The organism is Cognatishimia sp. MH4019, from assembly GCF_020177595.1.
Lineage (GTDB): Bacteria > Pseudomonadota > Alphaproteobacteria > Rhodobacterales > Rhodobacteraceae > JAHTBL01.
In genome coordinates this window covers 1-26284 of record NZ_JAHTBL010000016.1, presented here as the reverse complement: position 1 = coordinate 26284, position 26284 = coordinate 1, and the positions used below count along the sequence as shown (strand labels likewise).

Genomic DNA, 26284 nt, shown 5'->3' with positions numbered 1-26284 from the left:
ATGGACGACCTGTTTAACAGCTTCATGAATGGCCCTGACGAGAATGGCCGCTTTGGCGATTTCGGCGGGCGTTTCGTGTCGGAAACACTGATGCCGCTGATCCTCGAGCTGGAAGCGCAATATGAGCATGCCAAGACCGACGACAGTTTCTGGGCCGAGATGCACGATCTGTGGACCCATTATGTGGGCCGTCCGTCGCCTTTGTACTACGCGGAACGCCTGACGGAGCATCTGGGCGGCGCCAAGATCTACCTCAAGCGGGACGAGCTCAACCACACTGGCGCGCACAAGATCAACAATGTGCTGGGCCAGATTATTCTGGCGCGCCGCATGGGCAAAACCCGGATCATCGCCGAAACCGGTGCGGGCCAGCACGGTGTGGCCACAGCCACCGTCTGCGCAAAGTTTGGCTTGAAATGCGTGGTCTACATGGGCGCGCATGACGTGGAGCGTCAGGCTCCTAACGTGTTCCGCATGAAGCTGCTGGGTGCGGAGGTTGTTCCGGTGACTTCTGGGCGCGGGACGTTGAAAGACGCCATGAACGATGCGCTGCGCGATTGGGTCACCAATGTGCGCGATACGTTTTATTGCATCGGCACGGTTGCAGGTCCGCACCCCTATCCCGCGATGGTGCGCGATTTTCAGGCGATCATCGGCAAGGAAACGAAAGAGCAGATGCAGGCAGCTGAGGGCCGTTTGCCCGACACTGTTATTGCGGCTATCGGTGGTGGCTCTAATGCGATGGGCCTGTTTTTCCCGTTCCTTGACGACAAAAGCGTCAACATCATCGGGGTCGAGGCCGGTGGCAAGGGTGTGAATGAGAAGATGGAGCATTGCGCCTCCCTTACCGGTGGGCGTCCGGGCGTGTTGCATGGCAATCGGACTTATCTGCTACAGGATGACGACGGGCAAATCCTTGAAGGGTTCAGCATCTCAGCCGGTCTGGATTACCCGGGCATCGGGCCTGAACATGCGTGGCTGCACGAGATCGGGCGTGCGCAATATGTCTCGATCACCGATAAGGAAGCGCTGGGCGCGTTTCAGAAATGCTGTGAGCTGGAGGGCATAATCCCCGCTCTTGAGCCGTCTCATGCGCTCGCTCATGTCATAAAGATTGCGCCTGATCTCGCCGCCGATCACCTGCTGGTCATGAACATGTGCGGGCGGGGTGACAAGGATATCTTCACCGTCGCAAAGGCCTTGGATGTCGAGATGAATACAGGGGCTTAATGCCGCCCAATGGCATGGGCTTCCAACACGTCCATTGGCACAATTTCCAATGCGCGTTTGTGGGTGCCTTCCAGATGCACTTTCGGCGCGGCCCCTTCGTCGGCGGCTTGCATAAAGCGGCCAGCGCATAGGCACCACTGGTCTCCGGGCTTCAAGCCGGGAAAGCGGAACTCGGGGCGCGGGGTCGATAGATCGTTGCCAACATATTTCGAGAAGGCCAGAAATTCAGCTGTCATAACGGCGCAAACCGTGTGGGATCCGTTGTCAGCCGCGCAGGTGTCACACGCGCCGTCACGGAAAAAGCCCGTCATCGGATCGGTCGAGCAGGCCTCAAGCGCGGTGCCAAGGACATTGATCGAGGGGTCTTTTTCCATTTCATTTCTCCTTTGACCTGTCAGCTAGGGCACTTGAACAGGCGGTCAAAGAGCGGCGGCGATCTCGCGGAAGATGGCGATGTTTTGTGCCGACACGCCTGGCTCTCGGAATTTGCGATCAGCCGCAGTGGTAACGATTACTACGTCTCGGTCGAGGTCGAAGTAAATGTATTGACCGTAAATGCCGCGCGCCAGAAATTCACCTTCGCTTGCGCCCACTGGAATCCACCATTGATAGCCATAGCCGATTTTACCGGGGGCGGTTTTGGCGCTGGACTGCGTGGCTTCGGCGATCCACTCTGCAGGCACGATCTGCTGACCATTCCATTGGCCCCCTTGTGCGATCATCAGCGCAAACCGGGCGTAATCGCGGGTCGTCAGGTTCAACCCGCCCAGCACGAAGGCAATGCCGTTGCCATCGGTGACGTAAACCGGATCGGCCTCCAACCCCAGCGGCTCGATCAGTCGTTCTGTTATCAGATCAGGGATGCTGCGGCCCGTTGCGCCGCGGATCACCATGCCGAGGATATGCGTGTCGATAGACACATATTGCCAGCGGTCGCCCGGCTCCGTGAAGGTCTCGCTTAGGGCGGCGGCAAAACCATCCATCGAACCGCCCAGTGCAAGGATCCGGCCCATCTTGTTGATATCGCTATTTGAATCGAGGTAGTCTTCGTCAAATGTAACGCCGCTTTCCATTTGCAAGACGTTCCGAATGGTGGCCTTTGCGTAAGCTGACCCCTCCAGCATCGGCACGTATCGTGTCACCGGATCGTCAAGGGACGCGATGTCGCCATCGGCGATGACCTGACCCATCAACACTGACAGAAAGCTCTTGGCAACTGACCACGAGATGCGCAAATCCCCTGCATCGGTGCTTTGATGGTAGCTTTCATGCACAACCGCGCCGTCCTTCAGAACGAGCAGGGAAGTCACGGTACGCTCGGTCACCCATTGATCGACCAAAACCGGCAGGGTCACTGGGACACCTTGCGGCAAATCACTGACGGGGCCTGGGCCACGTGGGAGGGTCGTGTTGAAAAAGAGCGTGTCCATGGATGAGAAGTTGCTGACGATCCGGTCTTCATCAAAAAGCGTGTTCACCGCCATCAACCGGGTGATGTCATCGCGTTTCCAGATGCCGACAGCAACCACGGCAAGGATCAGTGCAAGCCCAATCCGCAAGATCCATTTCAGCATAGTCGTCCTCCCCTTGCGCGCAGACTGGCGCAGGCGAGACGTTGGGGCAATGGCAACCTAGCGGAACTTGTCCATCAGCTTTTGCATGGCGGAGCGGGTGTCAGGCTCTGGTTCGGGCGTGGGTGCTGGTTGGTCTGCCTTCGATTTGCTTGTCGAAGATCGTGGTGGAGCAACGCGCAAGGCGACCGCATTCATGAAACGCCCCGTGTCGCCCTTTGCCAGGTCCGCAGCGCCATCGCTTATTCCGCGCAGCAAATCATCAAGCCATTGCTCATCAGCCTTCGGAAAATCACGTAGAACGTAGCCCGGCACAGCGTCTTTGTGACCGGGATGACCGATCCCAAGACGCACACGCTGGTAGGCTTCGGTGATATGCTGATGCAGCGAGCGTAGCCCGTTATGCCCTGCATGGCCGCCACCTAGCTTAACGCGCGCCTTGCCGGGGGCGAGGTCCAGTTCGTCATGGAACACGATCACGTCGGCAGGGGTCAGCTTGTAGAACCGCATCGCCTCACCAACCGATTGGCCGGACTTGTTCATAAAGGTCTCGGGCTTGAGCAAGATGACCTTTTCTCCACCGAGCGTGCCTTCGCTGATGGCCCCCTGAAACTTGCCGCGCCACGGGGCGAACCCATGATCTGAGGCGATTTCATCGACTGCCATAAACCCGATATTGTGCCGGTTGCGCGCGTATTTTCCGCCGGGATTGCCGAGGCCAACAAAGAGTTTCATCGCATCGCTCCGTGGTTGCGTCTTGTTCCTGTGATGCCTTCATCTTAGGTCATTTACCAGACCCCAGAGGGAGAGCGTGCGATGTATCTTACGATGAACCGGTTCAAGGTTGTGCAGGGCAGAGAGGCGGATTTTGAGTTCGTCTGGAAATCCCGCGACAGTCATCTGACCAAGGTTGATGGCTTTATCGCTTTTCATTTGATGAAAGGACCGGTCGAGGATGGCTATACGCTTTATGCCTCGCACACAGCATGGCAAAGCGAGGATGACTTTAAGGCGTGGACCACGTCCGAGGCGTTTCGCGCGGCTCACAAGGGCGCGGGCGGGCATTCGGACTTATATCTGGAAGGTCCGAAGCTTGAGATTTTCGAGACGGTGCAGAAGATCGAGGCTTAAGGGCGCAGCAGCTTGGTCAACCGCGCGATGGATCCTTCGATATCGGTGGGCTTGGGTGTGCGACCAGTGAAGGTCAACAGGTAGCAATCCAACAGCGCAAGACGGTCTTCCGGCGGTTCTTTGACGTCGGCATCATTATACCCGATTTGCATGTAATAAGCTGTTCGCGCGCGGGCCAGGCTTTCGCGGCTTTCGTAGCCGTGACGCTCGAACATGTCAGCGATTGCATCGATCCGGGTTTTGTCGGAACTATCAAGGATGCGGCGCACTTTGGCGGAGCGGCGCCCCCAATCGCGGATCGCAAAGTCGAGCTTTGTGTCAAACTGCGCGGGGTCAAGGAAGGCGGCAAAGATGTTGCAGACGGCCTCGTGAATAGTTGCTGCTGGCATCTCGGCATGGGTCACGACAGCTTTGGTATTTGTGTCCAGCCAGTGTTGGAGAAGCGCGTCCAGTAAGTCCTTGCGGCCCTTGAAATACCAGTAAAAGCTTGATCGAGAGACTTTGAGCTTGTCGGCGAGTGTCAGGATTTTGACCTGTTCCATCCCATCCGAGACAAGCGTCTGAAGCGCAGCTTGAAGCCAATCGTTTTTTGTGACCTTCGTATTTCCTGATAGATCATTCATCTAACTGACCGGGGCGGCGCCGCCTTTGGCGGTGGCCTTCGCTATATAGTCGTTCAGGGCGCCAAGCCTACCCGGATCAGGCTGGATAGGGCTTGGGTCTGCGAGGATGCTTTGCCAGACGCCGGTTGCACGAGATGTGGCATCGCTTGCGCCGCGGTCTTCCCAAGTGCCAAAATTCGCATAATCCGCAACAAGCGGTTGATAAAACTCGGTCTGGTAGCGGGCCATTGTGTGAGCTGTGCCAAAGAAGTGGCCGCCGGGCTGCACATCTAGGATCGCATCAAGGCCCAGATCGCAGCTGGCGTCCTCTCCTGCAATACAAAGCTCTGCCACCATTTGCAGGACCTCTATGTCCGTGATCAGCTTTTCGTAGGATACCGTCAGGCCCCCTTCAAGCCATCCGGCGGCGTGGATCACGACCGTCGCGCCAGCCATCAAGCAGCCCCAAGTGCCGAACTGGGTCTCGTTTGCGGCCTGCACATCGCTGATGTTAGCAGCCGAGCCTGACGCGCTACGCCACGGCAGACCGATAAACCGCGCGAGTTGACCGGCGGCGAGGGAGGCGCGGAAATGCTCGGGCGTACCGAAGACGGGTGCGCCGGATTTCATATCAACGTTTGAGGTGAAGGTCCCGTAGCAAATGGGTGCTCCGGGTCTGACAATCTGGGTTAACGCAATAGCGGCGAGGGCTTCGGTATGCGACAGCGTGATCGCGCCCGCGACCGTGATCGGGGCCATCGCGCCCATCAAGGTAAATGGAGTGACGATCGAGACCTGACCAGCCTTGGCAAAGTCGATCAGACCTTGCGCCATCGGGATGTCGATGGTGCGCGGCGAATTGGTATTGATGATCGTGTAGCAGTGGGATTGCGCGCCAAAATCGGCGTCCGAGAGGCCTCGGAAGTCGCGCAGGATCTCAAAGGATTGTTCGACCTGCGGGGTTCCGCGCGAAAAGATGAAAGGGACTTTGTCGGACAACGTGAGTTGCGACTTCATGGTCGCGTAATGGCGTAGATGTGTCGGCACGTCTTGCGGCTCGATCAGCGGGGGAACCATGTGCAGCACGTCGAAATGCTGGGTAAGGCGGGTCAGGTCGTCATAGTCAGCCAGCGTGCCTGGGCGACGGCCTTTGATGCGGTCCGTGGCGTGGGGCGCGCCTGCACCGGGCTGAAAGACCAGATTGCCCAATTCAAGGGTGATGTCGCGCGCAGGTGTAGCCCCTGCGATTGGGATGGATTTGGGTGCGGTTTGCAAAGCAGCGTCGATAATGTCTGAGCCCATGCGAACGATCTCGGTGTCGTCGTCAACCTGTGCTCCAGCCTTGCGGAACGCCTCGCGTGCTTCTGGGAGAAGGACTTTAATGCCTTGCTCTTGGAGGATTTTCAGGGCAGCGGCGTGCATCGCCCCGATGTGGTCATCGCTGAAAGCGCGCATCGGTGGAAAGGGGTTTCGTAAGCGGCGATAGTCGGGCTTGCGGGCGGGGCCGTCGCTTGCGTTGCGGCGCGCGCGTCTCATGCGCGCATCGCTTTGCCCGCGGAATCGTAGGGCGAGGGCGCGATGACCTTCGCGGGGCGTTCGACGCCGACGATATGCAAGGTCAGAGCGGTGCCTTCTGCCGCGCAATCCTGGTTAACCAGCGCCATCGCGAGGGATTTGCCAAGGGTATGACCGTACCCGCCAGAAGTGACGAAGCCAACCTTCTTGCCATCCTTCCAGATCGGCTCGTACCCGCTGGCATCGGCGTCTTTTGCGTCAATTTCGAGGGTCACTTGGATCTGCGCAGGACCGTCGCCATCGCGTTCTTTCAAGGCGGTGTCGCGGCCGATGAACCCCTCTTTGTTGAAGTCGATCCAGCGGTCCATGCCGGTTTGGCGCGCGGTGTAGCCTTGGGTGAATTCTGCCGACCAGATGCCATAGCTTTTCTCAAGCCGGAGCGAGAGGAGCGCGTTAAAGCCGTATTCGATCATGCTCTCATCGGCACCGGCTTTTAGCAGCGTTTTGCGGAGTGTGGCGTGATCGCCCATGCGACAGTGGATCTCAAAGCCAAGTTCGCCAGAAACGGACAACCGCCCGACTTTGCAGCGCAGCTTGCCGATATCGAAGTCGCCGCAACCCATGAAGGGTAGATCGCCAATGGGACCATCGGTCAGCTTTTCGATCACCGTGCGGGATTTCGGACCGGAAAGGGAGAAGCCCGCCATTTCCTCGCCCAGATCACGGATTTGCACGCCGTCAGCCATATGGTTGTTGAACCACCGCATGTGCCACGTGCGCAGATAATAGCTGCCCATGATCCACCACGTGCCGTCGCCCCAGTTAAACAGCGTCAGATCCCCTTTAAGGCGGGCGTCGTGGCCAAGAGCAACCGCAAGACGGGCGCGGCCGGGTTTGGGCAGCTTGGTAGCGAAGATTGTGTTGAGCCATGCTTCTGCCCCGTCGCCTGTGACCTCGAAGCGGGAAAACCCAGTAATATCGAGGAGGCCTACGGTTTCACGCACGGCCTTGCATTCGCGCGCGACAATATCAAAGGCGTTAGAACGCTTGAGGGAGGGGGTTTCCTCGAATCCCGGTTCTGCGAAATACAAAGGCACTTCAAGGTCCCAGCTTTGGCCCCAAAGTGCGCCCGCGGCGGTCATATCGGCATGGGCTGGCGCTGTTTTGATCGGGCGACCGGCGGGCAGTTGTTCGTTGGGGTAGGTCATCACGAAGCGGCGGGTGTAAAACTGGCCGGTGGTTTCCTTGATGTATTGCTTGTTCTCGGCCCAGACGCCGTAGCGGGCGACGTCCATGCCGTAGACGTCGGCTTCGGGTTCGCCGTGGATCATCCACTCGGCCAGCGATTTGCCGACGCCGCCGCCTTGAAGGAAGCCGGCCATCACGGCGCAGGCGCTCCAATACCCGCGTTTTCCGGGGACGGGGCCAACCAGCGGGTTGCCGTCGGGCGAGAAGGTGAAGGCGCCGTTGACCCAAGTTTTGACGCCGACCTCTTGCAGGGCGGGGTAGCGTTCAAAGCCGAGGATCAGTTCATTTTCAATACGATCGGTCTGTTCCTGAAACAGCTCCATCCCGTAATCCCAAGGCGCGCCGTCCATCGCCCAGTGTTCATGCTCAATCTCGTAGATGCCAAGCAAGACGCCCTTTTGGTCTTGGCGCAGATAGGTGAAACCTTCGAGGTCGACGGTCATGGGAACCTCGAAGTCGAGGTCTTCCAGAGCGGGGATCGTGTCGGAGATCAGATAGTGGTGCTTGAGGGGGGAGACGGGCAGTTCGATGCCGGCCATTCTGCCGAGCTGTTTGGCCCAAAGGCCGCCTGCATTGACGACATGCTCGCAGTTGATCGTTCCTTTTTCGGTGACGACCTCCCAACCCTCAAGTGTTTGATTTAATTCAAGAACGCGGTTGTGTTCGATCACGGTGGTCCCGCGTTTCTTCGCCGCTCCGGCATAGGCGTGGACGGTGCCGGTCGTGTCGATATAGCCCTCGCGGTCGGCCCACATGCCGCCCAAGAGACCGTCGCCGGACATGATGGGGTTGAGAGAGACGGCCTCGTCCACGTCGACCAAACGGCAATCTTCGATGCCGATGGATTGGAAAGTGCGGTAGGCCGATTGCAGCCATTCCCAGCGTTCAGGCGTGCCCGCCATGGTGAGGCCACCAGTCATGTGCAGGCCAATGTTCTGACCGCTTTCTTTCTCGATTTCTGACAGAAGATCAATGGTATAGGCCTGAAGCTGCGCGATGTTGGGATCGGCATTCAGAGCGTGGATGCCGCCTGCGGCATGCCAGGATGAGCCTGCGGTCAGGACCGAGCGTTCTATGAGGCACACATCGGACCAGCCAAGTTTAGCGAGATGGTAGAGGACGGATGCGCCCACGACGCCTCCACCGATGACGACAACGCGGTAATGCGATTCCATAAGAGCCTCCCGAAACGTGTTTGCAGGACGCTAGGGAAGTGTATGACATCTGTCTAGACACTAGTGTCCAGAGCCACAAAATACTCTGTGCAGGCCATGCAGATGTTCTGCGGACATCGTCCAGCGTTGCGCAACGCGTCGTTTCCTGCCAGCCTTTGCCCATGATGGGCGTGGTTCCAGAGCAATGCGGCGCCGATGATCCGCGGTTGCCCGCCATCTTGGCGTTGATCCGGATTGGCTTTGCCGGGATGGAGGGTCGTATTGATCCGCCTTCCTCGATGCATGACCTGACGGTTGCGAAGATCGCCAAGCAGGCCCGCACTGGCGAGGTGTGGGTTTGTGGCAGTGAGCCCGTGGCGTGCGTGTTCCTGACACCCAAACCGAACCGCCTTTATCTGAGCAAGCTGACAGTTGCGACGGCCTATCGTGGCACGGGGTTCGCGCGGCGCCTCGTTGATCTGGCAGAAACGCGAGCACTGGCCTTGGGGCTGGGGACGCTTGAGCTGCAATCGCGGGTCGAGCTAACCGAGAACCACGCAGCTTTCGCCAAGTTGGGGTTCGCGGTCACGGCAGAGACGCGGCACCCAGGATATGCGCAGACCACGTCGCTGACAATGCGCAAGGACGTCTCGAAGGCTTAGGTCAGAATCCTTCGGAGCCAGAGATCGGCTCCGTAGCATCAATCAGCGTGGCGCAATCGGCTTTGTTGATGAAGCTGCTGTCGATGCGGCAGGCCCCGATAATGAAGCGGTAGGAGGTGACCTCGTCGCACGGCGCGTTGGGCGTCTCGAACACTGCTTCGGCACTGTCACCGGGTGCGATATTAAGAAAGGACGCGCCTTTGCTGCGGCCAACTTGTTCTTCCCCCAAGAAGGAAAAGAAATGCCCGTTCACTTCGGTCAAAGGGGTATCGGTGGTGTTGGTCAGGCTCACGGTGATGGTGCAGTAGTAGGACCGCATCCCGGTGTCTTGCAGGGTTAGCATGTAATCCGCAGCCGCCGTGGTGGCGAGGCTTGCACTGAGGGCTGCTGCGGTCAGGGGGTACTTGAGAGGCATGCGGTCTCCGATCCTTGGGGTGAGTGTGACGTTCAGCCGATACTGTCCAACACGCCTTTGCGTTGGATGCGCGCTGAACGCACGGGGATGCCGCAGAGCCCTTTCGCCCAAAGCCCTGCGACTATGTCAGACCGCGCCGGACGTCCCGACATGGTCGTGAGTTTGCCTTTCGTGCGCCGCGAAATCGCAAAGCCTGTGCATGGCGAGCAGCATCGGCTGCGGGTCATTTCCTTCGGTGAGCAACATCGCATGAACATGGGCGGCGCTGCGTTGACTAGTGCGGACGGCGGCAAGGGCCGAGGTCAGTTGCCGTTCGTTTTCGGTCAACAGGCTGGCACAGCCGGGGCATAACGGATTGGAGAACTTGAAGGTTGATTTGCGCGCGATGCGCATCTTTTGCACGGTATTCAACGTTCCGAACGCATGTTGGGCAGCATCATGGGGGGCGAAAAGCTGATCGGCTTGTCTGAAGCCCTCGATCCAGATTTGGCCAGCGGGACAGGCGAAGGTTTGGAAAAAATGGCGCGCAACGGCCAAAATATTGCGTTCGAACGGGTTCAATTGGTCGGTGCGCGCCAGTCGGGGAAACGCATTTTGCGCACCGCAACAGCGGGTCGGTCGGTTCTCGTGCGGTGCCATCAGAGGGGCTCTCTGATGTTGTCGATGCGGCACGAAATCCTGACCGGGTCGAGAGCCGGGGGATTGATCTGAAGTCGATGAAAAAGTCGTTGGATCATCGCGGCGCTCTCTGCTCGTTTCCGGGGAGACGGTAAGACGCGCGGGCGAACCGGCGCAGATCTTACAGGTCACCCCGAAAGGGGGAAACTGGATTCGCTGCCGACAATCGGTTGCTGTGGAATAACTGACAAAAATAGTATGGTATTGCAGGGCCCTTTCTTGCGCTAGGGTGTCGCAGAGCGGTTTTGGTGTGAAGGGCAGGGCGGCTTAGAAAAATGAAAAGTAACCTTGACGTTACTTTTTCTCTATCCTAAATGTAACCCTAGAGTTACATGGAGGCGATGATGCTGAGCGCGGAGACATTCTCGAATACACGGATTATCATGTTTGGTCTGACGGGGTTGGCCTGTCTGCTCTATGCGATTATGGCTTTGCTCACGGGCAATCCGGAGCCGTTTTCCGCCTGGATCCCCGGCGGGCTAGGCGTGATGTCAGGGGTCGTTTTGTGGGCCACCGGTGCGGCGGTCGGGGACGCCAACACCGAGCGCGCGATGGATGAAAGCTATTACGCCGATAGCGGGCGAGCGCAGCAGATCGCGTTCTGGGTCGCCATTTTCATGTATCCGGCTTTCTCTGTACCGCTGTCGCTTGACTTGATCGAACTGCCCGTTGTCTTCGCCTCAATGGGCACCTTGACCGGCGCGACCTTTCTTTTGCTGTTCGTCTGGTTCGACTTGCGGGGCCGGATGTGAGCCTGATCACGCATCTGGCCGAGCGGCGCAAAGCCGCGGGAATGACGCAAGCGCAATTGGCTGAAGCGGTGGGTGTATCGCGCAAAACGATCAACACGGTAGAGAACCGCGTTTTTGTGCCCTCGACTGTGCTTGCCCTCCGCTTGGCGGAGGAATTGGACGTCAGCGTCCATGATCTGTTCGAGCTAGACGGCGAAGCGTGATGCTTTGCAGGCCTTTGGTCTTGGCATAAAAAAACGGGGCCGCGAATGGCCCCGTTTTGCGATAATGTAAGAGGGTCGAGGATTACTCCTCGGTGGCCTCGGTCTCGTCGACGGTCGGCACTTCTGCGCTCTCGTCGCCATCGTCCTCTTCGTCGTCGGCCGCACGCAGACCCGAGGGGGCCTGAATGTTGGCGATCACGAAGTCGCGGTCGATGGTGGGCTTGGCGCCCGTCGGCAGCGTGATGTTCGAGATGGTCACAGTATCACCAATTTCCAGACCCGTCAGATCGACGGTCAGTTGCTCGGGGATGTCACCGGCGGTCACGACAAGCTCAACCTCGGGACGCACAATGGTGAGAACACCGCCCGATTTGATGCCTGGTGCGGCGTCTTCGTTTTCAAACTCGACCGGGATGAAGAGGTTGATCTTCGTATTCCGGTTCAGACGCATGAAGTCGACATGCGTCGGAAGGTCTTTGACAACATCGCGCTGCACGTTACGGCAGATCACACGCACATCGTCGTGGCCTTCAACCTTCATATTGAAGAGCGTCGACAAGAAGCGGCCCGCTTTGAGGCGCTTGAGAAGTACGTTGAAGGGGATATTGATGGGCAGCGGGTCAACTCCGCCACCATAAACAATGCCAGGTACGGCGCCATCACGGCGAGCTTGACGAGCGGCCCCCTTGCCTGTCCCCGTCCGTACCTCGGCGTGAAGATCAGGGATCTCACCAGCCATGGTATTTCCTTTCAGGTTATGGGACATCCTCCAAGGGTGTATGTCCCGTGAAGCCGCGCGTATAAACGAGTCTTTCAGAGTTGGGAAGAGCTTTATCGGCGGTTTGATGGCTGGGATTACTGATCGAACAAAGGCACGGTGGAGATCGACATTTTCGCCGATCCGTTTTGGACTTCGCGCGCATGGGCGATGTAGATTAGTGTTTGATTGCCTTCGTCGAAAATACGTTTCACGTTGAGCGATTTCCAGATGATCGAGCGACGCTCGGAGAAGACGCTTTCGCCTTCATCCGAGCGGTTGATATTGCCGAGCGAAATGGGACCGGTCTGGCGACACGCAATGGATGAGTTCGATGGATCCTCGAACCAGTTGCCATTTTGCAGCCGGTCGATGATGCCACGTTCGAAGTAAGCGACGTGGCAGGTGACGCCTTCAACTTCCGGATCGGCGAAGGCTTCGATCACGATGTCATTGCCCAGCCAGTCCACATCGACATTGCCCACGGTTTCCGCCACCGCGGTGGAAGGGAGTAGGATCACCGTGCAGGCAAGCGCTTTGCTTTGCTTTAAAAGTCCAGTGAGGATCATCGCAGGCCGAGGAACGACAGGATGGCAAGAACGACTACGATGAGGCCGACAATGTAGATGATGCTTCTCATTGGGTATCTTTCTGTTGAACAACATGATGTCATGCGTTTTCGAAGTAACGCTGACAAACAGCTGCGCCGATGATTTTGTTCCCACTGTTGGTGGCAGCATTGGACTTGTTTGATGCGCAAGCCTTCGCCCAGCTAGGGTAAGCGCATGATGTCCAAAAGAAAGGTCGCGCGATGAAACTGGAATTTCACCATATCAATTTCGTCTCGGAAGACGTTGACCGGATGCATGAATTCTACACCAACGTTTTGGGGTTGGAGGATATGCCAATCACGCAATTCCCGCGCACCGAAGAGACCAAGGATGCAGGCTATAGCGGCAAGATCCGCTTTGCCACGGATGGCGGCATGCAGATGCATCTGGCCGAGCGAGCGCTGGATGTGGCGTTTAAAAACGGCCAGGTGATTAACCCGGTGGACCGGGGCCATATCGCGTTTCGCACGGACGATCTGGCAGCATTTCTTGCGGTGCTGGATGCGCGCGGCATTCCTTATTCGGATTGCGGAACGGCTTTCGCGAAGGAATGGCATCAGGTCTTTTTCATGGATCCCGAGGGCAATGTGATTGAGGTGCATCAGCAGGTTACGGGCTGAGGGTGATCGTTGAGAGCTATAGAGTTCGTCGATCCCGCCTTCGTCAAATCATCGGGTCAGCTAACTTGCGAGGCGTGGATTGAGCCAAGCGTCTAGGTAGATGCGGAGCCGGTCCTCCATCGTTTCGCTGTTGTTGACGGCGCAAAAATGCAAGGCCATCGCCTGCACCGAGAAGGCTTGAATTCCCTCGGCCAAAAGATATCCTGAGATGTCTTTTCGGAAGGGGCTGTCAGACAGCCAGCGCGAGACCACATCAACTTGACGGGTAAAGGTTTGAGCAATTGGGCCGATCTCTTCACGCGCGGCGGCGCCGGAATGGCGAAGGATCACGTCGAAGACATAGCGCTCGGACGTCATGAATTGGATCAGCGGCATGATTTGTGTGATCAGATCGTCAATGGTTTGAGGGGCAGGCCAGGTCTCCGCTTCATCCAAGAAGGCGTCGATCTGGGCGCCGATCATTAGCTCCATCAGGCCGTCCTTACCTGCGAAATGGGCAAAGAAAGTACCTTTCGCGACACCAGCGGTTTGCACCACCTCTTCAACGCGCAGTGCGCCATAGCCTTTGGCAGCGATGATACCTTGCGCGGTTTCGATCAGCCTAGCGCGTGTCGCGCGCGTTCGGTTTTGGATCGGCTTTAACATGGAGGGTTCATATAAAGTTAATTGACCGTGGTCAATTTTAGAAATATGACCGTGGTCAGTTTTTGATTCTTATCGAAGGACACACCCATGCCCGCGAAACGCATTTTTGTGCTGAACGGCCATCCTGCTGAGACGTCTTTGAGCCGGACGATCGCTGAAACCTATGCTGAGGCGGCACAGGCCGCAGGACATGAGGTGCGCATCACGCATCTTCGCGACCTGTCGTTTGATCCGGATAACGGCGTCGCGGGATATGACGCGCAAAAGCCTTTGGAGGCTGATCTGATCGCGCTTCGGACAGATGTGGATTGGGCGGAGCATTTCATGATGAGCACGCCGATGTGGTGGGGCGGACTGCCTGCCAAGCTGAAAGGGCTTTTCGACCGCACATTTCAGCCCGGATGGGCGTTTGATACCCGTAAAACGACGGCCATCGGTATGCCCTTGCCTTTACTGACAGGGCGTTCGGCGCGGGCTTTCGTGACTTCCGACACGCCGACACTCTATTTCGGACTGCTCTACCGCAAAGCGCTGATGCGTCAGATCAAAGGGCAGATCTTTGAGTTTGTCGGCATGAAGCCAGCGCGGGTGACAAATTTTGCGCCGGCCAGTCATCCCAAGGACGGCGCTGTCGAGAGATGGTTGAAAGAGGTTGCGCAATTGGGCGCTGAGGGGCGGTAGACGCGCACGATTCCCTCTAGACCCGGAGTTTGGGCCGTGCGAACGAATTGGTCATGTCGCTACGTCGTGATCTTTCCCTGTCCCGTGCGCCCGCCTTGGCTTTTGCGTCAATGGGGGTGCTTTGGGGATCGTTTGCGGCGTTCGTGCCTGACCTGAAAGACGAAATCGGCGCGTCCGATGCGCTGTTTGGGATGATCCTGTCTGTCTCGGCCATCGGATTGATGAGCGCGATGCTGGTGGCCCCTGCGTTGGACAGCCGCTTGGCTGCGCGCGCGATGCCTGTCGGTGCGCTCTTTCTGGGGATCGGCTTTCTCTTTCCGGGTGTCGCAGGCGTGCCGCTAACCTTCGCGCTGGCAATGCTTTGGGTCGCTTTCGCCTCTGGTTTGCTAGACATCGTGATGAATGCGCGGGTGAGCGAGTTGGAGGCGGCAGAGCGTCGATCCTTGATGAACCTCAATCACGCGATGTTCTCGTTCGCCTATGCGGCGTCTGCCTTTGTCACGGGGCTTGTGCGGGCTGCCGAGTTGCCGCCGATTGTCATGTTCGCAGGTTTGTTGGCGTTGATCGCGCTTGCGACCCGCTGGATGCAAATGCCCGTGGCGCAGGCAGAGGCGGACAACCCTAAGGGTCTGGGCTACCCGCTTGGCGCGGTCGTGTTGGGCGGCATCGTGGTGATGATCGCCTTCATGACGGAAGCGGCCAGCGAAAGCTGGTCGGCGCTGCATGTGGAACGCTCGCTTGGTGGTAATGCGATGCAAGGGGCGTTGGGGCCGACGATGCTGGGGCTGACGATGGGTGTTGGGCGGCTGACCGGTCAGCTGATTTCGGAGCGGATTGATAACGCGGTGCTGATCGGGCTGGCCGCTATTGTGTCGTCTTGTGGTGCGTTTCTAGCTGCGGCGGCTGTGTCCCCCCTGCAGGCCTATATCGGCTTTGGTATTCTTGGCCTTGGCGTATCGGTGATCGCACCGACCGCGCTGGCGATGGTCGGGCAAAGCGTTGGTCCTGGCCCGCGGACCCATGCGATTTCGCGCACTGCGGTCATTGGCTTTTCCGGCTTTTTCCTCGGCCCGCCGATGATGGGACTGCTGTCGGAATTTGCAGGTCTACCTGTCGCGTTCATGGTGGTAGGCGGATTGTTGATCGTCTCTCTCATCCCGATTGCGTTGCTCAAAGGGTTGCGCCGTGAGGCACGGGGCTGAAGGCCCTAGGCAGCGGACGAAAGAATCCTATCTAAAAAGCACTGGTGTTCGTAAGTTGCGACACCTTGATGGAGAGTTCCCATGCGCTATGCCGCGCCTCTTGCCTGTTTGCTGACCGTTTCTGCGGCCGGCACCGCTTTGGCACAGGAAGGGTTCAGCTTTGGTCTGGGCGCATCGGTTTCGTCAAACCCCTATATCGGTGAGGACGAGACCGATTTTGGTGCTGTGCCGATCCTGCGTTATCAGGGCGACGGTTGGCGGGTTGGCACGGACGGAGCTGGAATTGACCTTTATCGTGGTGCGCCCATCACTGCAGAGGCTATTTTGCTGCCGCGTTTTACAGCGCTGAGTGATCCCGACAGTGATGAACTGGACGGCATTGATCGCGAAATCACTCTGGATGGCGGGTTGAGCTTTTCTTACGCGCTGGGCGAAAGCACTGCTTTGTCGGCAAGGGTGTTGCAAGAGTTGACAGGCGAGCATGACGGTCGCGAGTTTGATCTGTCTGTCTCGACAGGACTGGCGCTGGGCGCAGTTCCGTTGAGCGTAACGGGCGGTATGTCGTGGAAAAGCGAAGGTTTGGGCTCGTATCTTTACGGCGTCGAGGGCCGCGAGGCGACAGCGGATCGTTCGGAATACGATGTAGATGCGTCGGTCACGCCTTATGTGTCTTTGTCATCCGGTTTTCCTCTATCTCAAGCAGCGCGGCTTGTCGGATCGGTCAAGGTGGAGTTCCTGCCGGACGAGGTCACGGATAGCCCGATTGTCGAGGATGATACCGTCACTTCGGGCTTTGTTGGCGTTCAGCTGTCGTTCTAGGGAACCAACGCCCTATCTTGTCGTTCTCTCAAGACCTTCCAAGTCAGCGGGCATCGGTGCCCGCCCTGTCACCAAGGAGAGATCATGACACAATCTTTATCCAAGCTCGCGGCGCGTTTGGACCGCCCGAGTGAGACTGCTGCCGCCAATAAACTTAAAGATGCGCCGTGGGAGACTGACCGTCAGCGCGGCGCATTGAACCTTGAGCGTGATGGTTCGCAGCATCGCAAATACCACTCTCTTTTTGAGGACATGTTGAATTGAGCAAACGGATCGTTGTGTTCGGCGCGACCTCGGGGATCGGGAAGCTGGCCGTTGATGAAGCGCTGGAGCGGGGCCATTCAGTGCGCGCCTTTGCCCGAAGCGCGGGCGAGATGGCGCCGCGGGATGGTCTAGAGCTATGCCCGGGTGATGCGTTGCAACCCGATGATGTAGCGCGGGCCATTGCGGGTATGGAGGCTGTTGTCTATTGCTTGGGGATAGAAGAAAGCGTGTCGATGCTGTGGAAGGAAGTGACGCTTTTTTCGGACAGTACACGCGTTTTGCTGGCGCAGATGGCCGCGTCAGATGTACAGCGCTTGATCGTTGTGACGGGCTTTGGAGCCGGGCGCAGCAAGTCCGCGATGAGTTTCATCGAACGCGCCGGGCATCGCGCCATTCTCGGCAAGCCTTATGAAGACAAGGATCGTCAGGAAGAGTTGCTGATGCAGTCTGATGTCGATTGGACCATCGTGCGCCCTGTGATCCTGCGCAATAATGCGAAGACGGGTCAGTTCAAAGTGCTGCGCGATCCGTCTGAATGGCGTAATGGTTTGATCTCGCGCGCGGATGTTGCGGTGTATCTGATCAACGCAGCCGAGGAGGCTCTTGATATCCGCGCCGACGTTGTTTTGGCGCGGTAACGAGGCGGCGGGCTATTCGACCCAGTCGCCCTCAAAACCTTTAGGGATCAATAGATTGCTGCGATCCAGATCATGCACGTCGCGGCGACCGCAAAGCGCCATTGTGGTGTCGAGCTCCTTGTGGATCGTCTCAAGCGCTTTTGTCACGCCTTTCTCGCCCATGGCACCAAGGCCATAGACGAAAGCGCGGCCGATATAAGTGCCTTTCGCGCCCATCGCTATTGCTTTGAGCACATCCTGACCAGAGCGGATGCCACTGTCGAGATGGACCTCGATCTTGTCGCCGACCGCCTCGACAATAGATGAGAGCATCCGGATTGAACTGAGTGCGCCATCCAGTTGGCGGCCACCATGGTTTGAGACAACGATGGCGTCTGCGCCAACATTGGCGGCCATCTTGGCGTCTTCGACATCAAGGATGCCTTTAAGGATCACGGGGCCGTCCCAAAGCGAGCGCAGGAACTTGATCCGTTCCCAATCCAGCGAATGGTCGAACGCCTCGGCAGTCCAAGAAGACAATGACGCGGGATCGGAGACGCCTTTTGCATGGCCTACGATATTGCCAAAGAAGCGCCGTTTGGTTTGCAGCATCTCAAGACCCCACGGCACTTTTGTGGCGAGGTTGGCCATGGACCTGAGGGTCAGTTTGGGCGGGGCAGAGAGGCCGTTCTTCAGATCTTTGTGACGTTGACCCATGATTTGTAGATCGACCGTGATAACAAGGGCCGAACAGTTTGCTGCCTTCGCACGGTCCACTAGACGACGCATGAAATCATCATCTTTCAAGGTGTAGACCTGAAACCAGAAGGGTTTTTCGGTATTCTCGGCCACGTCTTCAATTGAACAGATCGACATTGTCGAGAGCGTGAAAGGCACGCCGAACTTCTCGGCTGCTTTGGCAGCAAGGATTTCGCCATCAGCATGCTGCATGCCGGTCAGGCCTACTGGCGCAAGAGCGACGGGCATACTGACGTCCTGCCCAACCATTTTAGTGGCTGTGTTGCGACCGGTCATGTCGACGGCGATGCGTTGGCGTAAACGGAGCTTGTCGAAATCAGAGGAGTTTTCTCGGAAGGTCTGTTCAGTCCAACTGCCCGTTTCAGCGTAGTCGTAGAACATCTTTGGCACACGCCGTTTGTAGATGCGCTTGAGGTCTTCGATTTCAGTAATGACGGGCATTATGCTGTCCTAACGGGCGATATTGGTTAAGTCTGCTTACCGATTTGGCGCGTTTCGGGCAATAGACAGAAAAGCGCAGGGAAAGGGATTGCATATAATTCGATATCGTACCATATAGTGCGATGTCGAATTACTTAGCCCAATGGAGACCCGAATGCCCCTATCTCGTCGCAAAGTCATTGCCCTGATCGGAGGTGGAACTGTCTTGGCCGCCAGCGCTTCGGCTGCCGGTTTTGTTGCCACACGCACCCCCAGAAAAGCGTTGGAGCCATGGCGGCTTGCAGGCGGATATTCCGACCCCCGCCAGCGGGCGCTGTCTTATGCGTTGCTCGCGCCAAGCGCGCATAATCTCCAGCCTTGGATAGCAGAACTGATTGGCGTGGACCGTATTCGTCTGCACCGGGATCCCGCGCTGAACCTGCCGGAGACGGACCCGTTTGACCGGCAGCTAACAATCAGCATGGGCTGCTTTCTGGAGCTGTTGCGTATCGCCGCTGCTCAAGATGGCTACACCACCCAGATCACGTTATTTCCCGAAGGCGGCGACATGATCGTGGCGGATATCGTGTTCTCGGAGGGGACAGAGCCGGACCCGTTGGCTGATGGCATCATGACACGGCGGTCCTGCAAAGAGCCGTTTGAGGACCGGGCATTGGCAGGTGAGGTTGTCGAGGCATTGCAGCCCTATGCAAAGATCGTGACGGACAAGGAAGAGGTTCAGAACATCAAGGCGCTGAGTTGGGAGGCTTGGCAGATTGAGGCGCGAACACCGCATACGATGAAGGAAAGCGTTGATCTGATGCGCTTCGGCAAGGCCGAGATTAACGCGACCCCCGATGGTATTGATCTGGGCGGGCCGTTTCTGGAAGCGCTCATGCTGGCAGGTCAAATCACGCCTGAGGCGCAGATGAACCCCGAAAGCATGTCCTTCAAGACCGGCGTGTCGATCTATGAAGAGATGCTGCAAGCAACGCCCGCCTATGCCGTTATCACGACGCCCGGCAACAGCCGGTTGGAGCAGTTGGATGCGGGGCGGCAGTGGCTTCGCTTGAACCTTGCGACGACCTTGGCCGGGGTGGCGCTGCATCCGATCAGTCAATGCTTGCAGGAATTCCCCGAGATGGCCGATGTCTATGCCCGTGCGCAAGACCTGATGGGTGCGGATGGCGAAGTGGTTCAAATGCTGGGGCGCTTGGGCTACGGTCCGCAAACGCCGCAGACCCCGCGGTGGCCATTGGATGCTAAACTGAAGAATGCCTGACAAGACGACCGGTCTTTATTTCGCGCTGTTCAATGAGATTGCGATCATTGAACAGCTGAGCCGCGCGATGTTTGAAGCGCGCTTGCCCAAGGGGCTGATGGTGTCGCATTTCTCGGTTCTCAACCACTTGGTGCGGGTCGGTGATGGCGCAACCCCGCTGAAACTGGCGCGCGCGTTTCAGCAGCCCAAGACAACGATGACGCATACATTGGCGGGCCTGGAGCGGCACGGATACGTGCGCATGGAGCCGAACCCGAAAGACAAGCGCAGCAAGCAGGTATTTATCACAAAGGAAGGCCGCGTGTTTCGCGAAGATGCGATTGGGCTATTGGCGCCTGATGTCGCTCGGATTGCGGCGATTTTCCCGCCTGCGCAGGCCGAGGCGTTATTACCGGGGTTGCAAGCATTGCGCGAGGAGATGGACGGTTTGCGCGATTAGCAAACCTACATTCAGTGCGTCGAGCAGACGCGCTCTGGCTTTAAGCTGAGCTTAGCAGCCATTCTATGGCTAAGCGCGGTGCGCGCCGTCGGCTAAGGACTTCACGAAATCCAGCACCTCTGACACCGGCTTGCCAGACGCCAGTTCGCTGACGATGGCGGATCCGACAACAGCGCCGTCGGCAACGCCCGCGATGCTTTCAGCGGCGTCTGGCGTTTTGATGCCGAAACCGACGATCACAGGCAAATCGGTTTGCGCCTTGATGCGCGCGACCTCTGGTGCGACGTCGGTGGCTTGCGCTTCGGCAGCTCCCGTGATGCCAGTGATCGAGACGTAGTAGACGAAACCGGAGGTGTTCTGCAGCACCGTCGGCAGGCGTTTGTCATCGGTCGTTGGCGTGGCCAGTCGAATGAAGTTGAGGCCAGCTTTCTGGGCGGGGATGCATAGCTCGACATCCTCTTCGGGGGGCAAGTCCACGATGATGAGCCCGTCTATCCCGGCTTCTTTCGCTTGCTTGAGAAAGGTTTCGACCCCGCGCGAGTAGATTGGGTTGTAATATCCCATCATCACAATAGGGGTCGTGTCATCGTCTGTGCGTAGCTCGCGCGCAATTTGCAGTGTCTTGTCGAGGGTTTGCCCCCCTTCAAGCGCGCGCTGCCCCGCCAGTTGGATGGTGGAGCCATCGGCCATCGGATCGGTGAAGGGCAGACCAAGTTCAATGATATCAACGCCCGCACCGGGCAGGCCTTTGACCAGTTCGAGCGACGTGTCGTAATCGGGATCACCTGCCATGACATAGGCCACGAAAGCCTTGCGGTTTGCGGCCTTCAGTTCAGCGAATTTGGCGTCGATGCGAGTCATAGCGGCGTCCTTGGCATGTGCTTTTGCTCTGTTGCCGGAAATCGCAGGCGAACTCAATCCTCGTTGCGTGTTTTTGGGGGACGTTCTAAAGGGGGCGCAACCAAGGATATGGAGGCCGGTATGGGCTTTAAGATGGGAATTGTGGGACTGCCGAATGTGGGCAAGTCGACACTGTTCAACGCGCTGACCAAGACGGCCGCCGCGCAAGCCGCGAATTTCCCGTTTTGCACCATCGAGCCCAATGTCGGTGAAGTTGCGGTGCCCGATGCGCGGCTGGATACGCTGGCCGAGATCGCGCAAAGCAAATCGGTGATCCCGACGCGGATGACCTTTGTCGATATCGCGGGGCTTGTGAAAGGCGCGTCTCAGGGCGAAGGCCTTGGCAACCAGTTTCTGGCCAATATCCGCGAGGTGGATGCGATTGCCCATGTGCTGCGTTGCTTTGAGGATGGCGATGTCACGCATGTGGAAGGCCGCGTAGACCCGATTGCCGATGCGGAGACGATTGAGACCGAATTGATGTTGTCGGATATCGAAAGCATCGAGCGGCGTTTGCAGAACCTGTCGCGCAAGGTGCGCGGTGGTGACAAGGAAGCGGTGCAGCAGGAGCGGCTTTTGAAAGAGGCGCTGGCGGTTCTGGAAGACGGCAAGCCCGCGCGCGTTGTGGACGTGGACGCGGAAGATGCGAAGGCATGGAAGATGCTACAGCTTCTGACGACGAAGCCCATTCTTTACGTCTGCAATGTGGACGAAGGGTCGGCGGCTGAGGGCAATGCGTTCTCCGCCAAGGTGGCCGAGATGGCGGCAGAGCAGGGGGCTGCGCATGTGGTGATCTCGGCACAGATCGAGGAAGAGATCAGCCAGTTGGACGCCGAAGAAGCGGCGATGTTCCTTGAGGAAATGGGACTGGCCGAGGCCGGTCTGGACCGTCTGATCCGCGCAGGATACGAGCTGCTGCATCTTGAGACGTACTTCACAGTCGGCCCCAAAGAGGCCCGCGCCTGGACGATCAAAACCGGTACCATGGCGCCGCAAGCCGCTGGTGTGATCCATGGCGATTTCGAGAAGGGCTTTATCCGTGCTGAAACGATTGCCTATGAGGACTTCGTCTCGCTTGGGGGCGAGCAACCGGCCAAGGAAGCGGGCAAGATGCGTGCCGAAGGCAAGGGCTATACGGTCAAAGACGGCGATGTGCTGCACTTCTTGTTCAACACCTGACGCACGGATCTCTGCGGACTGTTAACCTTGCTTCAATTGCCCGGTACGGTTGCTTAACGCACTCGCAGGACCCTTGGGGGAGACTTTCGCTTTGACGCGACCGGGCCTGACGCCCGCGCAAAGCAAGAGGTGCCACCCGTGAGCGACCGTTTCAAAAACTATGGTAATACGCTGCAATCTCCTCCGTCTGGTGGCGCGACGATCACCCCGGATGACGGGCAAAGCCTTCCCACAGCAACGCGTGCATTGAATGTTGCGACAACGGGTTACGTGGCAGTAACAACGGTCGATGGCGATACGCTAACGCTTCATATCGCGGCAGGCTCGGCCTTTCCGATCCGCGCGATCAAGATCTTCGCGACCGGGACGACGGCGACCGGAATTGTCGGCCTATGGTAGACCTTTCGGTTGGCGTGTCGCTGGCTGCGCCAATGGCTTCATCTCCCTTAAAAGGTCCCGTCGCCGCTTGGAATTTCGCCGAGGCGGCGTTGCCCTATGTCGATCAGCAAAATGGTCTCGCCTTAAATCTTGCGACGGTGGCCAGCGCGCCTGTGCGCAAGCCAGACGGGTTTCGACCCGGTGTCGCAAGCCTGGCTTTCGATGGAACGGATCAGCATTTGACGGTCCCCGCAAACATGGTTGGCGCCCTTCAAATGGGTGGTGCAGCCTCTGGCGTTACGGTCGCGGCTTGGGTGAGACGGCGCGGCGATACAAACTCCGCAATTGCAGGGATTTGGCCCGAGGACGCCCAAAACCCCCAACGGCAATATGCACTCTTCGTGAATCTTGCGCTTTATGGGGGCGATGACCGGGTTTGCGGTCATGTAAGCGCGGATGGGCAGGTTACCCCAGGCTACCCGTATATGCGTGATTATGCGTGGAACGCCCGCCGTATTGCGCCGGATGGAAGCGATGGCTGGCGCTTCGCGGTCTTTACCTATGACGGGTCCCAGATTTGCTCGTATCTGGATGGGGGGTTCGAAGCAATCCCCCGCTACACCGATATCGAGGGTCAGACAGGCCCCGCGAACCCGCGCCCCTATACCGCGGGCCTGAACCCAACGCCTGCCGAATTCACGGTTGGCGCGGTGCGTCTGACGGGGGGCTATGGCAATTTTCTGCATGGCGAGATTGCCGGTCTGCGGGTCTGGGATCGCGCTTTGTCCCAAGCAGAGATCAGCACCCTCTATCAGGCAGAACGCCCGCTTTCGCAGCCGCTGTTTCATGATGCGTTCCGCACAGGTGTGAAGGTGCCGACGCGGGATTTGGGCTGGCGCAGCTTTCAAGGCAGTACTTGCAGCGAGACGACGGATCGTGCACCCGGAGATCAGAGCCCGGAGGTTTATAACTTTGCAGGCTCCGGCGCGGGGCATGGAGGGTATCTTGCTCGATCCCCCTCGGCTGCGGGTATCGGGGCAGGCTTCTATGGTGGCTTTTTGCAGGCTCCCTTGCCGTTGCAAGATGTCGGGGCTGTCAAATGGGTGATGAACAACGCTTCTCCGACCGCTGGGGTTCGGGTTCTGTTGCGTATCAGCGGGCGATGGGTGGCCAGTACCACGAACTTTCATTGTACGGGCGATCATACTGCACAAGACTGGTCTGAGGTGGAGGCGTTCACCTGTCCTTTGACACGCGGGGCATCGCACTGGCGCGCCGTGACGCTTGTGCCGGAAGAGGCTTTGTCGCTCGGCGCGCCTCTTTCGGCAGACCTGCAAGGCCACGCTCTGGAGGCGTTTGGTTTTCTTTGCGACGACACAGTCGACGGAACCCTGCGCATTGATCAAGTGGAACTGGTTGGCGTGTGAGCGCAGGCTCGGGCCGCGGCTGATGGGCTGTTCAAATGCTCAAGACGAACTGGTATCGAGGTAGGCTTCGTCCCGTCGCGAAAAACCCCTTGTTTTCCCCTATCTTGATCCTTAGACCGAGCAGCGGAGACGTGGCCGAGTGGTCGAAGGCGCTCCCCTGCTAAGGGAGTAGGCGGGAAACCGTCTCGAGGGTTCGAATCCCTTCGTCTCCGCCACATTACCATTTTTGACAGTTTGCATGGGCCGCTTTGAGCGGCCCTTTTGCTTTGTTTTGTTGGCGTTTCGTCGCTTTGTCGTTTGTCTTGAGTTTTCTTCGATGGTGTCTATATTCGTTCCTTGAGTGGTATGAATAGTGGTATTTTTGATGTCCCTATCTGGCAAACTGACAAAGAGGCTGGTCGAGAACCTCGGGCCGGGACGGCACGGGGATGGCAACGGGCTTTACCTTGTGGTCGATCCGTCCGGTGCGCGGCGCTGGATCGTGCGTGTTGTGGTCAAAGGGGCCAAGAACAAGAAGGGCGCGCCGTTGCGCACCGACTTCGGATTGGGTGGGGCGGATATCGTCACGATCAACCAAGCGCGCGAGCGGGCGCTTGAATATCGCCGGATGGCCAAGCAAGGCCTGAACCCGCGTTTCAACGCCCAGCGCGAAATCCCCACATTCGAAGAGTTCGCCCAGCAGGTCCACATCGACCGAATGCCGACGTGGAAAAACGCCAAGCATGGCCAGCAATGGATCAACACCCTGCGCGACTACGCTTTCCCCAAGATCGGGCGGATGCCGCTGGACAGTATCGACCAGCCCGAAGTCATGATGTGCCTGTCACCTATCTGGACCGAAAAGCACGAAACCGCCAAACGGCTGGCCCAGCGGATCAAGACAGTGCTGGACGTGGCCAAGTCCAAGGGCTTCCGGTCCGGAGAAAATCCCGTCACCGGGATCAAGGACGCGGGCGCGCTGCCAAAGGTTAAGGCAAAGCCCAAGCACCATAAGGCGATGCGCTGGCAGGACGTGCCTGCCTTCTACGCGGACCTGAAGGGGCGCAATGCTATGTCCGCCAATGCCTTGCGCTTCACCTGCCTGACCGGATCGCGGACCAGCGAAGTCTTGGGAATGCGCTGGGATGAAATCGACTTTGACGCGCGGCTGTGGACCTGCCCCGAAGAGCGGATGAAAACGGGCGAAGAACACCGCGTTCCGCTGACCGATGAAATGTTGTCGATCATCGAGCCGTTGAAGACACTGCAGTCAGACTACGTCTTTGAGGGCCAGAAACGGCACAAGCCGCTGTCGAACATGTCAATGCTGATGTTGCTGCGCCGGATGAACGTGGAAAGCGTAACGGTGCATGGGTTCCGCTCTACGTTCCGCGATTGGGCGTCTGAAGAGGCGAGCGCCCCACGCGAGATAGCCGAAATGAGCCTGTCGCATCGGGTTGGGTCAGACGTGGAGCGTGCCTATGCTAGGTCTGATTTGCTGGACAAACGGCGGGATTTGATGGTGCAGTGGTCTAGGTATGTCGAACAGTTTTCCTGCGAACGGATGGGGGGCTGATCAGTGAGATTTGTTTCTGAGCCTTCTGACGTGGAACCCAGTTCTTATGATCAGAATGGACCTATTGATTATGACGCGCTTAAGACGGTGATTTCTGAGAAAGGACCGTACATCCTTCGTTTCACCGATTGGCAGGTGAACTTCACAATAAACATAACCCCTTGTCGGATCGAAGGGTGTCAATGTGGTGAAGATGTTATCTCAATTGTTCAGTCCAGTGGCTTTACCTCACTTTCATCGACCCTTTCGCGTAATGAGCTTGAAGAGTTTGAAAGTTTAGCGGCGCTGGCAAATGCGTTCCTACATCGACCTCAGCAATTTTTTACACCATCCGCCGAACAACAATACATCGAAGCGCAAATCCATGCACACTTAGGTATCAAGCCGCAGTCGATTTACGAAAATGGGTTTCCTGAAGGCAGGATCACCGCAGAACTGAGCGAGTGTCTGACGTCAGCACCAATGGGACAGTTTAGGTTGATTTGATAAGAGAGGGTTTCTGGCACATCGTAACCACCAAGGAGTGGAGATGAGACAGAAACCCGGAACACGTAAGAGCCACGGCGAG

At 57.9% G+C, this 26284-nt stretch carries 31 protein-coding genes and 1 tRNA gene; 19 read left to right on the top strand and 13 right to left on the bottom strand.

Annotated elements, in window-relative coordinates; genetic code table 11:
- Positions 1–1230, top strand: a complete 1230-nt coding sequence (gene trpB, locus KUW67_RS18015) for a tryptophan synthase subunit beta (protein WP_224826729.1) — start codon at positions 1–3, stop codon at positions 1228–1230.
- Here trpB and KUW67_RS18010 read toward each other — a convergent pair.
- Genes KUW67_RS18010 through pth form a run of 3 tightly spaced genes read right to left on the bottom strand, consistent with a single transcriptional unit; the run spans position 1227 to position 3536 of the window.
- Positions 1227–1604 (bottom strand): DUF2237 family protein, encoded by a 378-nt coding sequence (locus tag KUW67_RS18010; RefSeq protein WP_224826728.1) that lies wholly within the window; start codon positions 1602–1604, stop codon positions 1227–1229. The two genes, trpB and KUW67_RS18010, sit on opposite strands and share 4 nt — an antisense overlap.
- A gap of 45 nt (positions 1605–1649) precedes the next feature.
- Entirely contained in the window at positions 1650–2804 is a 1155-nt protein-coding gene (locus KUW67_RS18005) for a serine hydrolase (protein ID WP_224826727.1), read from the bottom strand.
- 57 nt (positions 2805–2861) lie between these two features.
- Positions 2862–3536: an aminoacyl-tRNA hydrolase gene (gene pth / locus KUW67_RS18000; RefSeq protein ID WP_224826726.1), complete on the bottom strand. Its 675-nt coding sequence runs from the start codon at positions 3534–3536 to the stop codon at positions 2862–2864.
- An 81-nt stretch (positions 3537–3617) separates the two neighbouring features.
- On the opposite strand from pth, the gene KUW67_RS17995 reads away from it, so the two are divergent.
- The gene (locus KUW67_RS17995; RefSeq protein WP_224826725.1) at positions 3618–3932 is read left to right on the top strand and encodes an antibiotic biosynthesis monooxygenase; all 315 of its coding nucleotides are present in this window, start codon (positions 3618–3620) and stop codon (positions 3930–3932) included.
- On the opposite strand, the gene KUW67_RS17990 is transcribed toward KUW67_RS17995, so the two are convergent.
- The 3 genes from KUW67_RS17990 to KUW67_RS17980 are packed head-to-tail and all read right to left on the bottom strand — an operon-like array spanning position 3929 to position 8472.
- Positions 3929–4555 (bottom strand): TetR/AcrR family transcriptional regulator, encoded by a 627-nt coding sequence (locus KUW67_RS17990; protein ID WP_224826724.1) that lies wholly within the window; start codon positions 4553–4555, stop codon positions 3929–3931. The two genes, KUW67_RS17995 and KUW67_RS17990, sit on opposite strands and share 4 nt — an antisense overlap.
- Positions 4556–6070 (bottom strand): trimethylamine methyltransferase family protein, encoded by a 1515-nt coding sequence (locus tag KUW67_RS17985; protein ID WP_224826723.1) that lies wholly within the window; start codon positions 6068–6070, stop codon positions 4556–4558.
- On the bottom strand, positions 6067–8472 hold the full coding sequence (locus KUW67_RS17980) for an FAD-dependent oxidoreductase (RefSeq protein ID WP_224826722.1): 2406 nt from the start codon (positions 8470–8472) through the stop codon (positions 6067–6069). Before KUW67_RS17980 ends, KUW67_RS17985 begins: the two co-directional genes overlap by 4 nt.
- A 161-nt stretch (positions 8473–8633) precedes the next feature.
- On the opposite strand from KUW67_RS17980, the gene KUW67_RS17975 reads away from it, so the two are divergent.
- Positions 8634–9113 (top strand): GNAT family N-acetyltransferase, encoded by a 480-nt coding sequence (locus KUW67_RS17975; RefSeq protein ID WP_370635040.1) that lies wholly within the window; start codon positions 8634–8636, stop codon positions 9111–9113.
- Between the two features lies 1 nt (position 9114).
- On the opposite strand, the gene KUW67_RS17970 is transcribed toward KUW67_RS17975, so the two are convergent.
- Positions 9115–9528 carry a DUF4232 domain-containing protein gene (locus KUW67_RS17970; RefSeq protein WP_224826721.1) on the bottom strand — a complete coding sequence of 138 codons (414 nt, stop codon included), beginning with the start codon at positions 9526–9528 and terminating at the stop codon, positions 9115–9117.
- 126 nt (positions 9529–9654) lie between these two features.
- Positions 9655–10167 carry a hypothetical protein gene (locus tag KUW67_RS17965; RefSeq protein WP_224826720.1) on the bottom strand — a complete coding sequence of 171 codons (513 nt, stop codon included), beginning with the start codon at positions 10165–10167 and terminating at the stop codon, positions 9655–9657.
- Between the two features lie 383 nt (positions 10168–10550).
- Here KUW67_RS17965 and KUW67_RS17960 point away from each other — a divergent pair, with 383 nt between their 5' ends.
- Both KUW67_RS17960 and KUW67_RS17955 read left to right on the top strand, forming a co-directional pair.
- Positions 10551–10958 (top strand): hypothetical protein, encoded by a 408-nt coding sequence (locus tag KUW67_RS17960; protein ID WP_224826719.1) that lies wholly within the window; start codon positions 10551–10553, stop codon positions 10956–10958.
- Positions 10955–11161, top strand: coding sequence for a helix-turn-helix transcriptional regulator (locus tag KUW67_RS17955; RefSeq protein WP_224826718.1), 207 nt, complete (start codon positions 10955–10957; stop codon positions 11159–11161). Before KUW67_RS17960 ends, KUW67_RS17955 begins: the two co-directional genes overlap by 4 nt.
- 82 nt (positions 11162–11243) lie before the next feature.
- On the opposite strand, the gene KUW67_RS17950 is transcribed toward KUW67_RS17955, so the two are convergent.
- Both KUW67_RS17950 and KUW67_RS17945 read right to left on the bottom strand, forming a co-directional pair.
- A complete protein-coding gene (locus KUW67_RS17950; protein ID WP_224826717.1) occupies positions 11244–11900 on the bottom strand; it encodes a 50S ribosomal protein L25/general stress protein Ctc in 657 nt (218 codons plus the stop codon).
- Between the two features lie 116 nt (positions 11901–12016).
- Positions 12017–12487 carry a CreA family protein gene (locus KUW67_RS17945; RefSeq protein WP_224826716.1) on the bottom strand — a complete coding sequence of 157 codons (471 nt, stop codon included), beginning with the start codon at positions 12485–12487 and terminating at the stop codon, positions 12017–12019.
- A 242-nt stretch (positions 12488–12729) separates the two neighbouring features.
- Between KUW67_RS17945 and KUW67_RS17940 the strand changes: the two genes are divergently transcribed.
- Positions 12730–13149 (top strand): VOC family protein, encoded by a 420-nt coding sequence (locus KUW67_RS17940; protein WP_224826715.1) that lies wholly within the window; start codon positions 12730–12732, stop codon positions 13147–13149.
- Between the two features lie 60 nt (positions 13150–13209).
- On the opposite strand, the gene KUW67_RS17935 is transcribed toward KUW67_RS17940, so the two are convergent.
- Positions 13210–13794 (bottom strand): TetR/AcrR family transcriptional regulator, encoded by a 585-nt coding sequence (locus KUW67_RS17935; protein WP_224826714.1) that lies wholly within the window; start codon positions 13792–13794, stop codon positions 13210–13212.
- A gap of 87 nt (positions 13795–13881) precedes the next feature.
- On the opposite strand from KUW67_RS17935, the gene KUW67_RS17930 reads away from it, so the two are divergent.
- From KUW67_RS17930 to KUW67_RS17910, 5 genes are all read left to right on the top strand, one after another.
- Positions 13882–14475: an NAD(P)H-dependent oxidoreductase gene (locus KUW67_RS17930; protein WP_224826713.1), complete on the top strand. Its 594-nt coding sequence runs from the start codon at positions 13882–13884 to the stop codon at positions 14473–14475.
- Between the two features lie 53 nt (positions 14476–14528).
- A complete protein-coding gene (locus KUW67_RS17925; protein ID WP_224826712.1) occupies positions 14529–15677 on the top strand; it encodes an MFS transporter in 1149 nt (382 codons plus the stop codon).
- Between the two features lie 81 nt (positions 15678–15758).
- Complete coding sequence (locus KUW67_RS17920; protein ID WP_224826711.1) at positions 15759–16496, top strand: MipA/OmpV family protein; 738 nt, start codon at positions 15759–15761, stop codon at positions 16494–16496.
- An 84-nt stretch (positions 16497–16580) separates the two neighbouring features.
- Positions 16581–16760, top strand: a complete 180-nt coding sequence (locus tag KUW67_RS17915) for a hypothetical protein (RefSeq protein ID WP_224826710.1) — start codon at positions 16581–16583, stop codon at positions 16758–16760.
- Complete coding sequence (locus KUW67_RS17910; protein WP_224826709.1) at positions 16757–17398, top strand: NAD(P)-dependent oxidoreductase; 642 nt, start codon at positions 16757–16759, stop codon at positions 17396–17398. The genes KUW67_RS17915 and KUW67_RS17910 overlap by 4 nt, the downstream gene beginning before the upstream one ends.
- A gap of 12 nt (positions 17399–17410) precedes the next feature.
- On the opposite strand, the gene KUW67_RS17905 is transcribed toward KUW67_RS17910, so the two are convergent.
- Positions 17411–18577, bottom strand: coding sequence for an alpha-hydroxy acid oxidase (locus tag KUW67_RS17905; protein ID WP_224826708.1), 1167 nt, complete (start codon positions 18575–18577; stop codon positions 17411–17413).
- Between the two features lie 154 nt (positions 18578–18731).
- Here KUW67_RS17905 and KUW67_RS17900 point away from each other — a divergent pair, with 154 nt between their 5' ends.
- Entirely contained in the window at positions 18732–19838 is a 1107-nt protein-coding gene (locus KUW67_RS17900; RefSeq protein WP_224826707.1) for a twin-arginine translocation pathway signal protein, read from the top strand.
- Complete coding sequence (locus tag KUW67_RS17895) at positions 19831–20277, top strand: MarR family winged helix-turn-helix transcriptional regulator (protein ID WP_224826706.1); 447 nt, start codon at positions 19831–19833, stop codon at positions 20275–20277. Before KUW67_RS17900 ends, KUW67_RS17895 begins: the two co-directional genes overlap by 8 nt.
- A 69-nt stretch (positions 20278–20346) precedes the next feature.
- Here the strand turns inward: KUW67_RS17895 and trpA are convergent, their stop codons facing one another.
- Positions 20347–21138 carry a tryptophan synthase subunit alpha gene (trpA, locus tag KUW67_RS17890; RefSeq protein ID WP_224826705.1) on the bottom strand — a complete coding sequence of 264 codons (792 nt, stop codon included), beginning with the start codon at positions 21136–21138 and terminating at the stop codon, positions 20347–20349.
- A 120-nt stretch (positions 21139–21258) separates the two neighbouring features.
- Here trpA and ychF point away from each other — a divergent pair, with 120 nt between their 5' ends.
- From ychF to KUW67_RS17860, 6 genes are all read left to right on the top strand, one after another.
- On the top strand, positions 21259–22356 hold the full coding sequence (gene ychF / locus KUW67_RS17885; RefSeq protein WP_224826704.1) for a redox-regulated ATPase YchF: 1098 nt from the start codon (positions 21259–21261) through the stop codon (positions 22354–22356).
- A 138-nt stretch (positions 22357–22494) separates the two neighbouring features.
- A complete protein-coding gene (locus KUW67_RS17880) occupies positions 22495–22755 on the top strand; it encodes a hypothetical protein (protein WP_224826703.1) in 261 nt (86 codons plus the stop codon).
- A gap of 32 nt (positions 22756–22787) precedes the next feature.
- Positions 22788–24161 (top strand): LamG domain-containing protein, encoded by a 1374-nt coding sequence (locus tag KUW67_RS17875; RefSeq protein WP_224826702.1) that lies wholly within the window; start codon positions 22788–22790, stop codon positions 24159–24161.
- 125 nt (positions 24162–24286) lie between these two features.
- Positions 24287–24376: transfer RNA gene (locus tag KUW67_RS17870), tRNA-Ser, on the top strand.
- Between the two features lie 149 nt (positions 24377–24525).
- A complete protein-coding gene (locus tag KUW67_RS17865; protein WP_224826701.1) occupies positions 24526–25716 on the top strand; it encodes a site-specific integrase in 1191 nt (396 codons plus the stop codon).
- Positions 25717–25719: 3 nt separating this feature from the next.
- Positions 25720–26202, top strand: coding sequence for a hypothetical protein (locus KUW67_RS17860; RefSeq protein WP_224826700.1), 483 nt, complete (start codon positions 25720–25722; stop codon positions 26200–26202).
- Positions 26203–26284 lie beyond the last annotated feature (82 nt).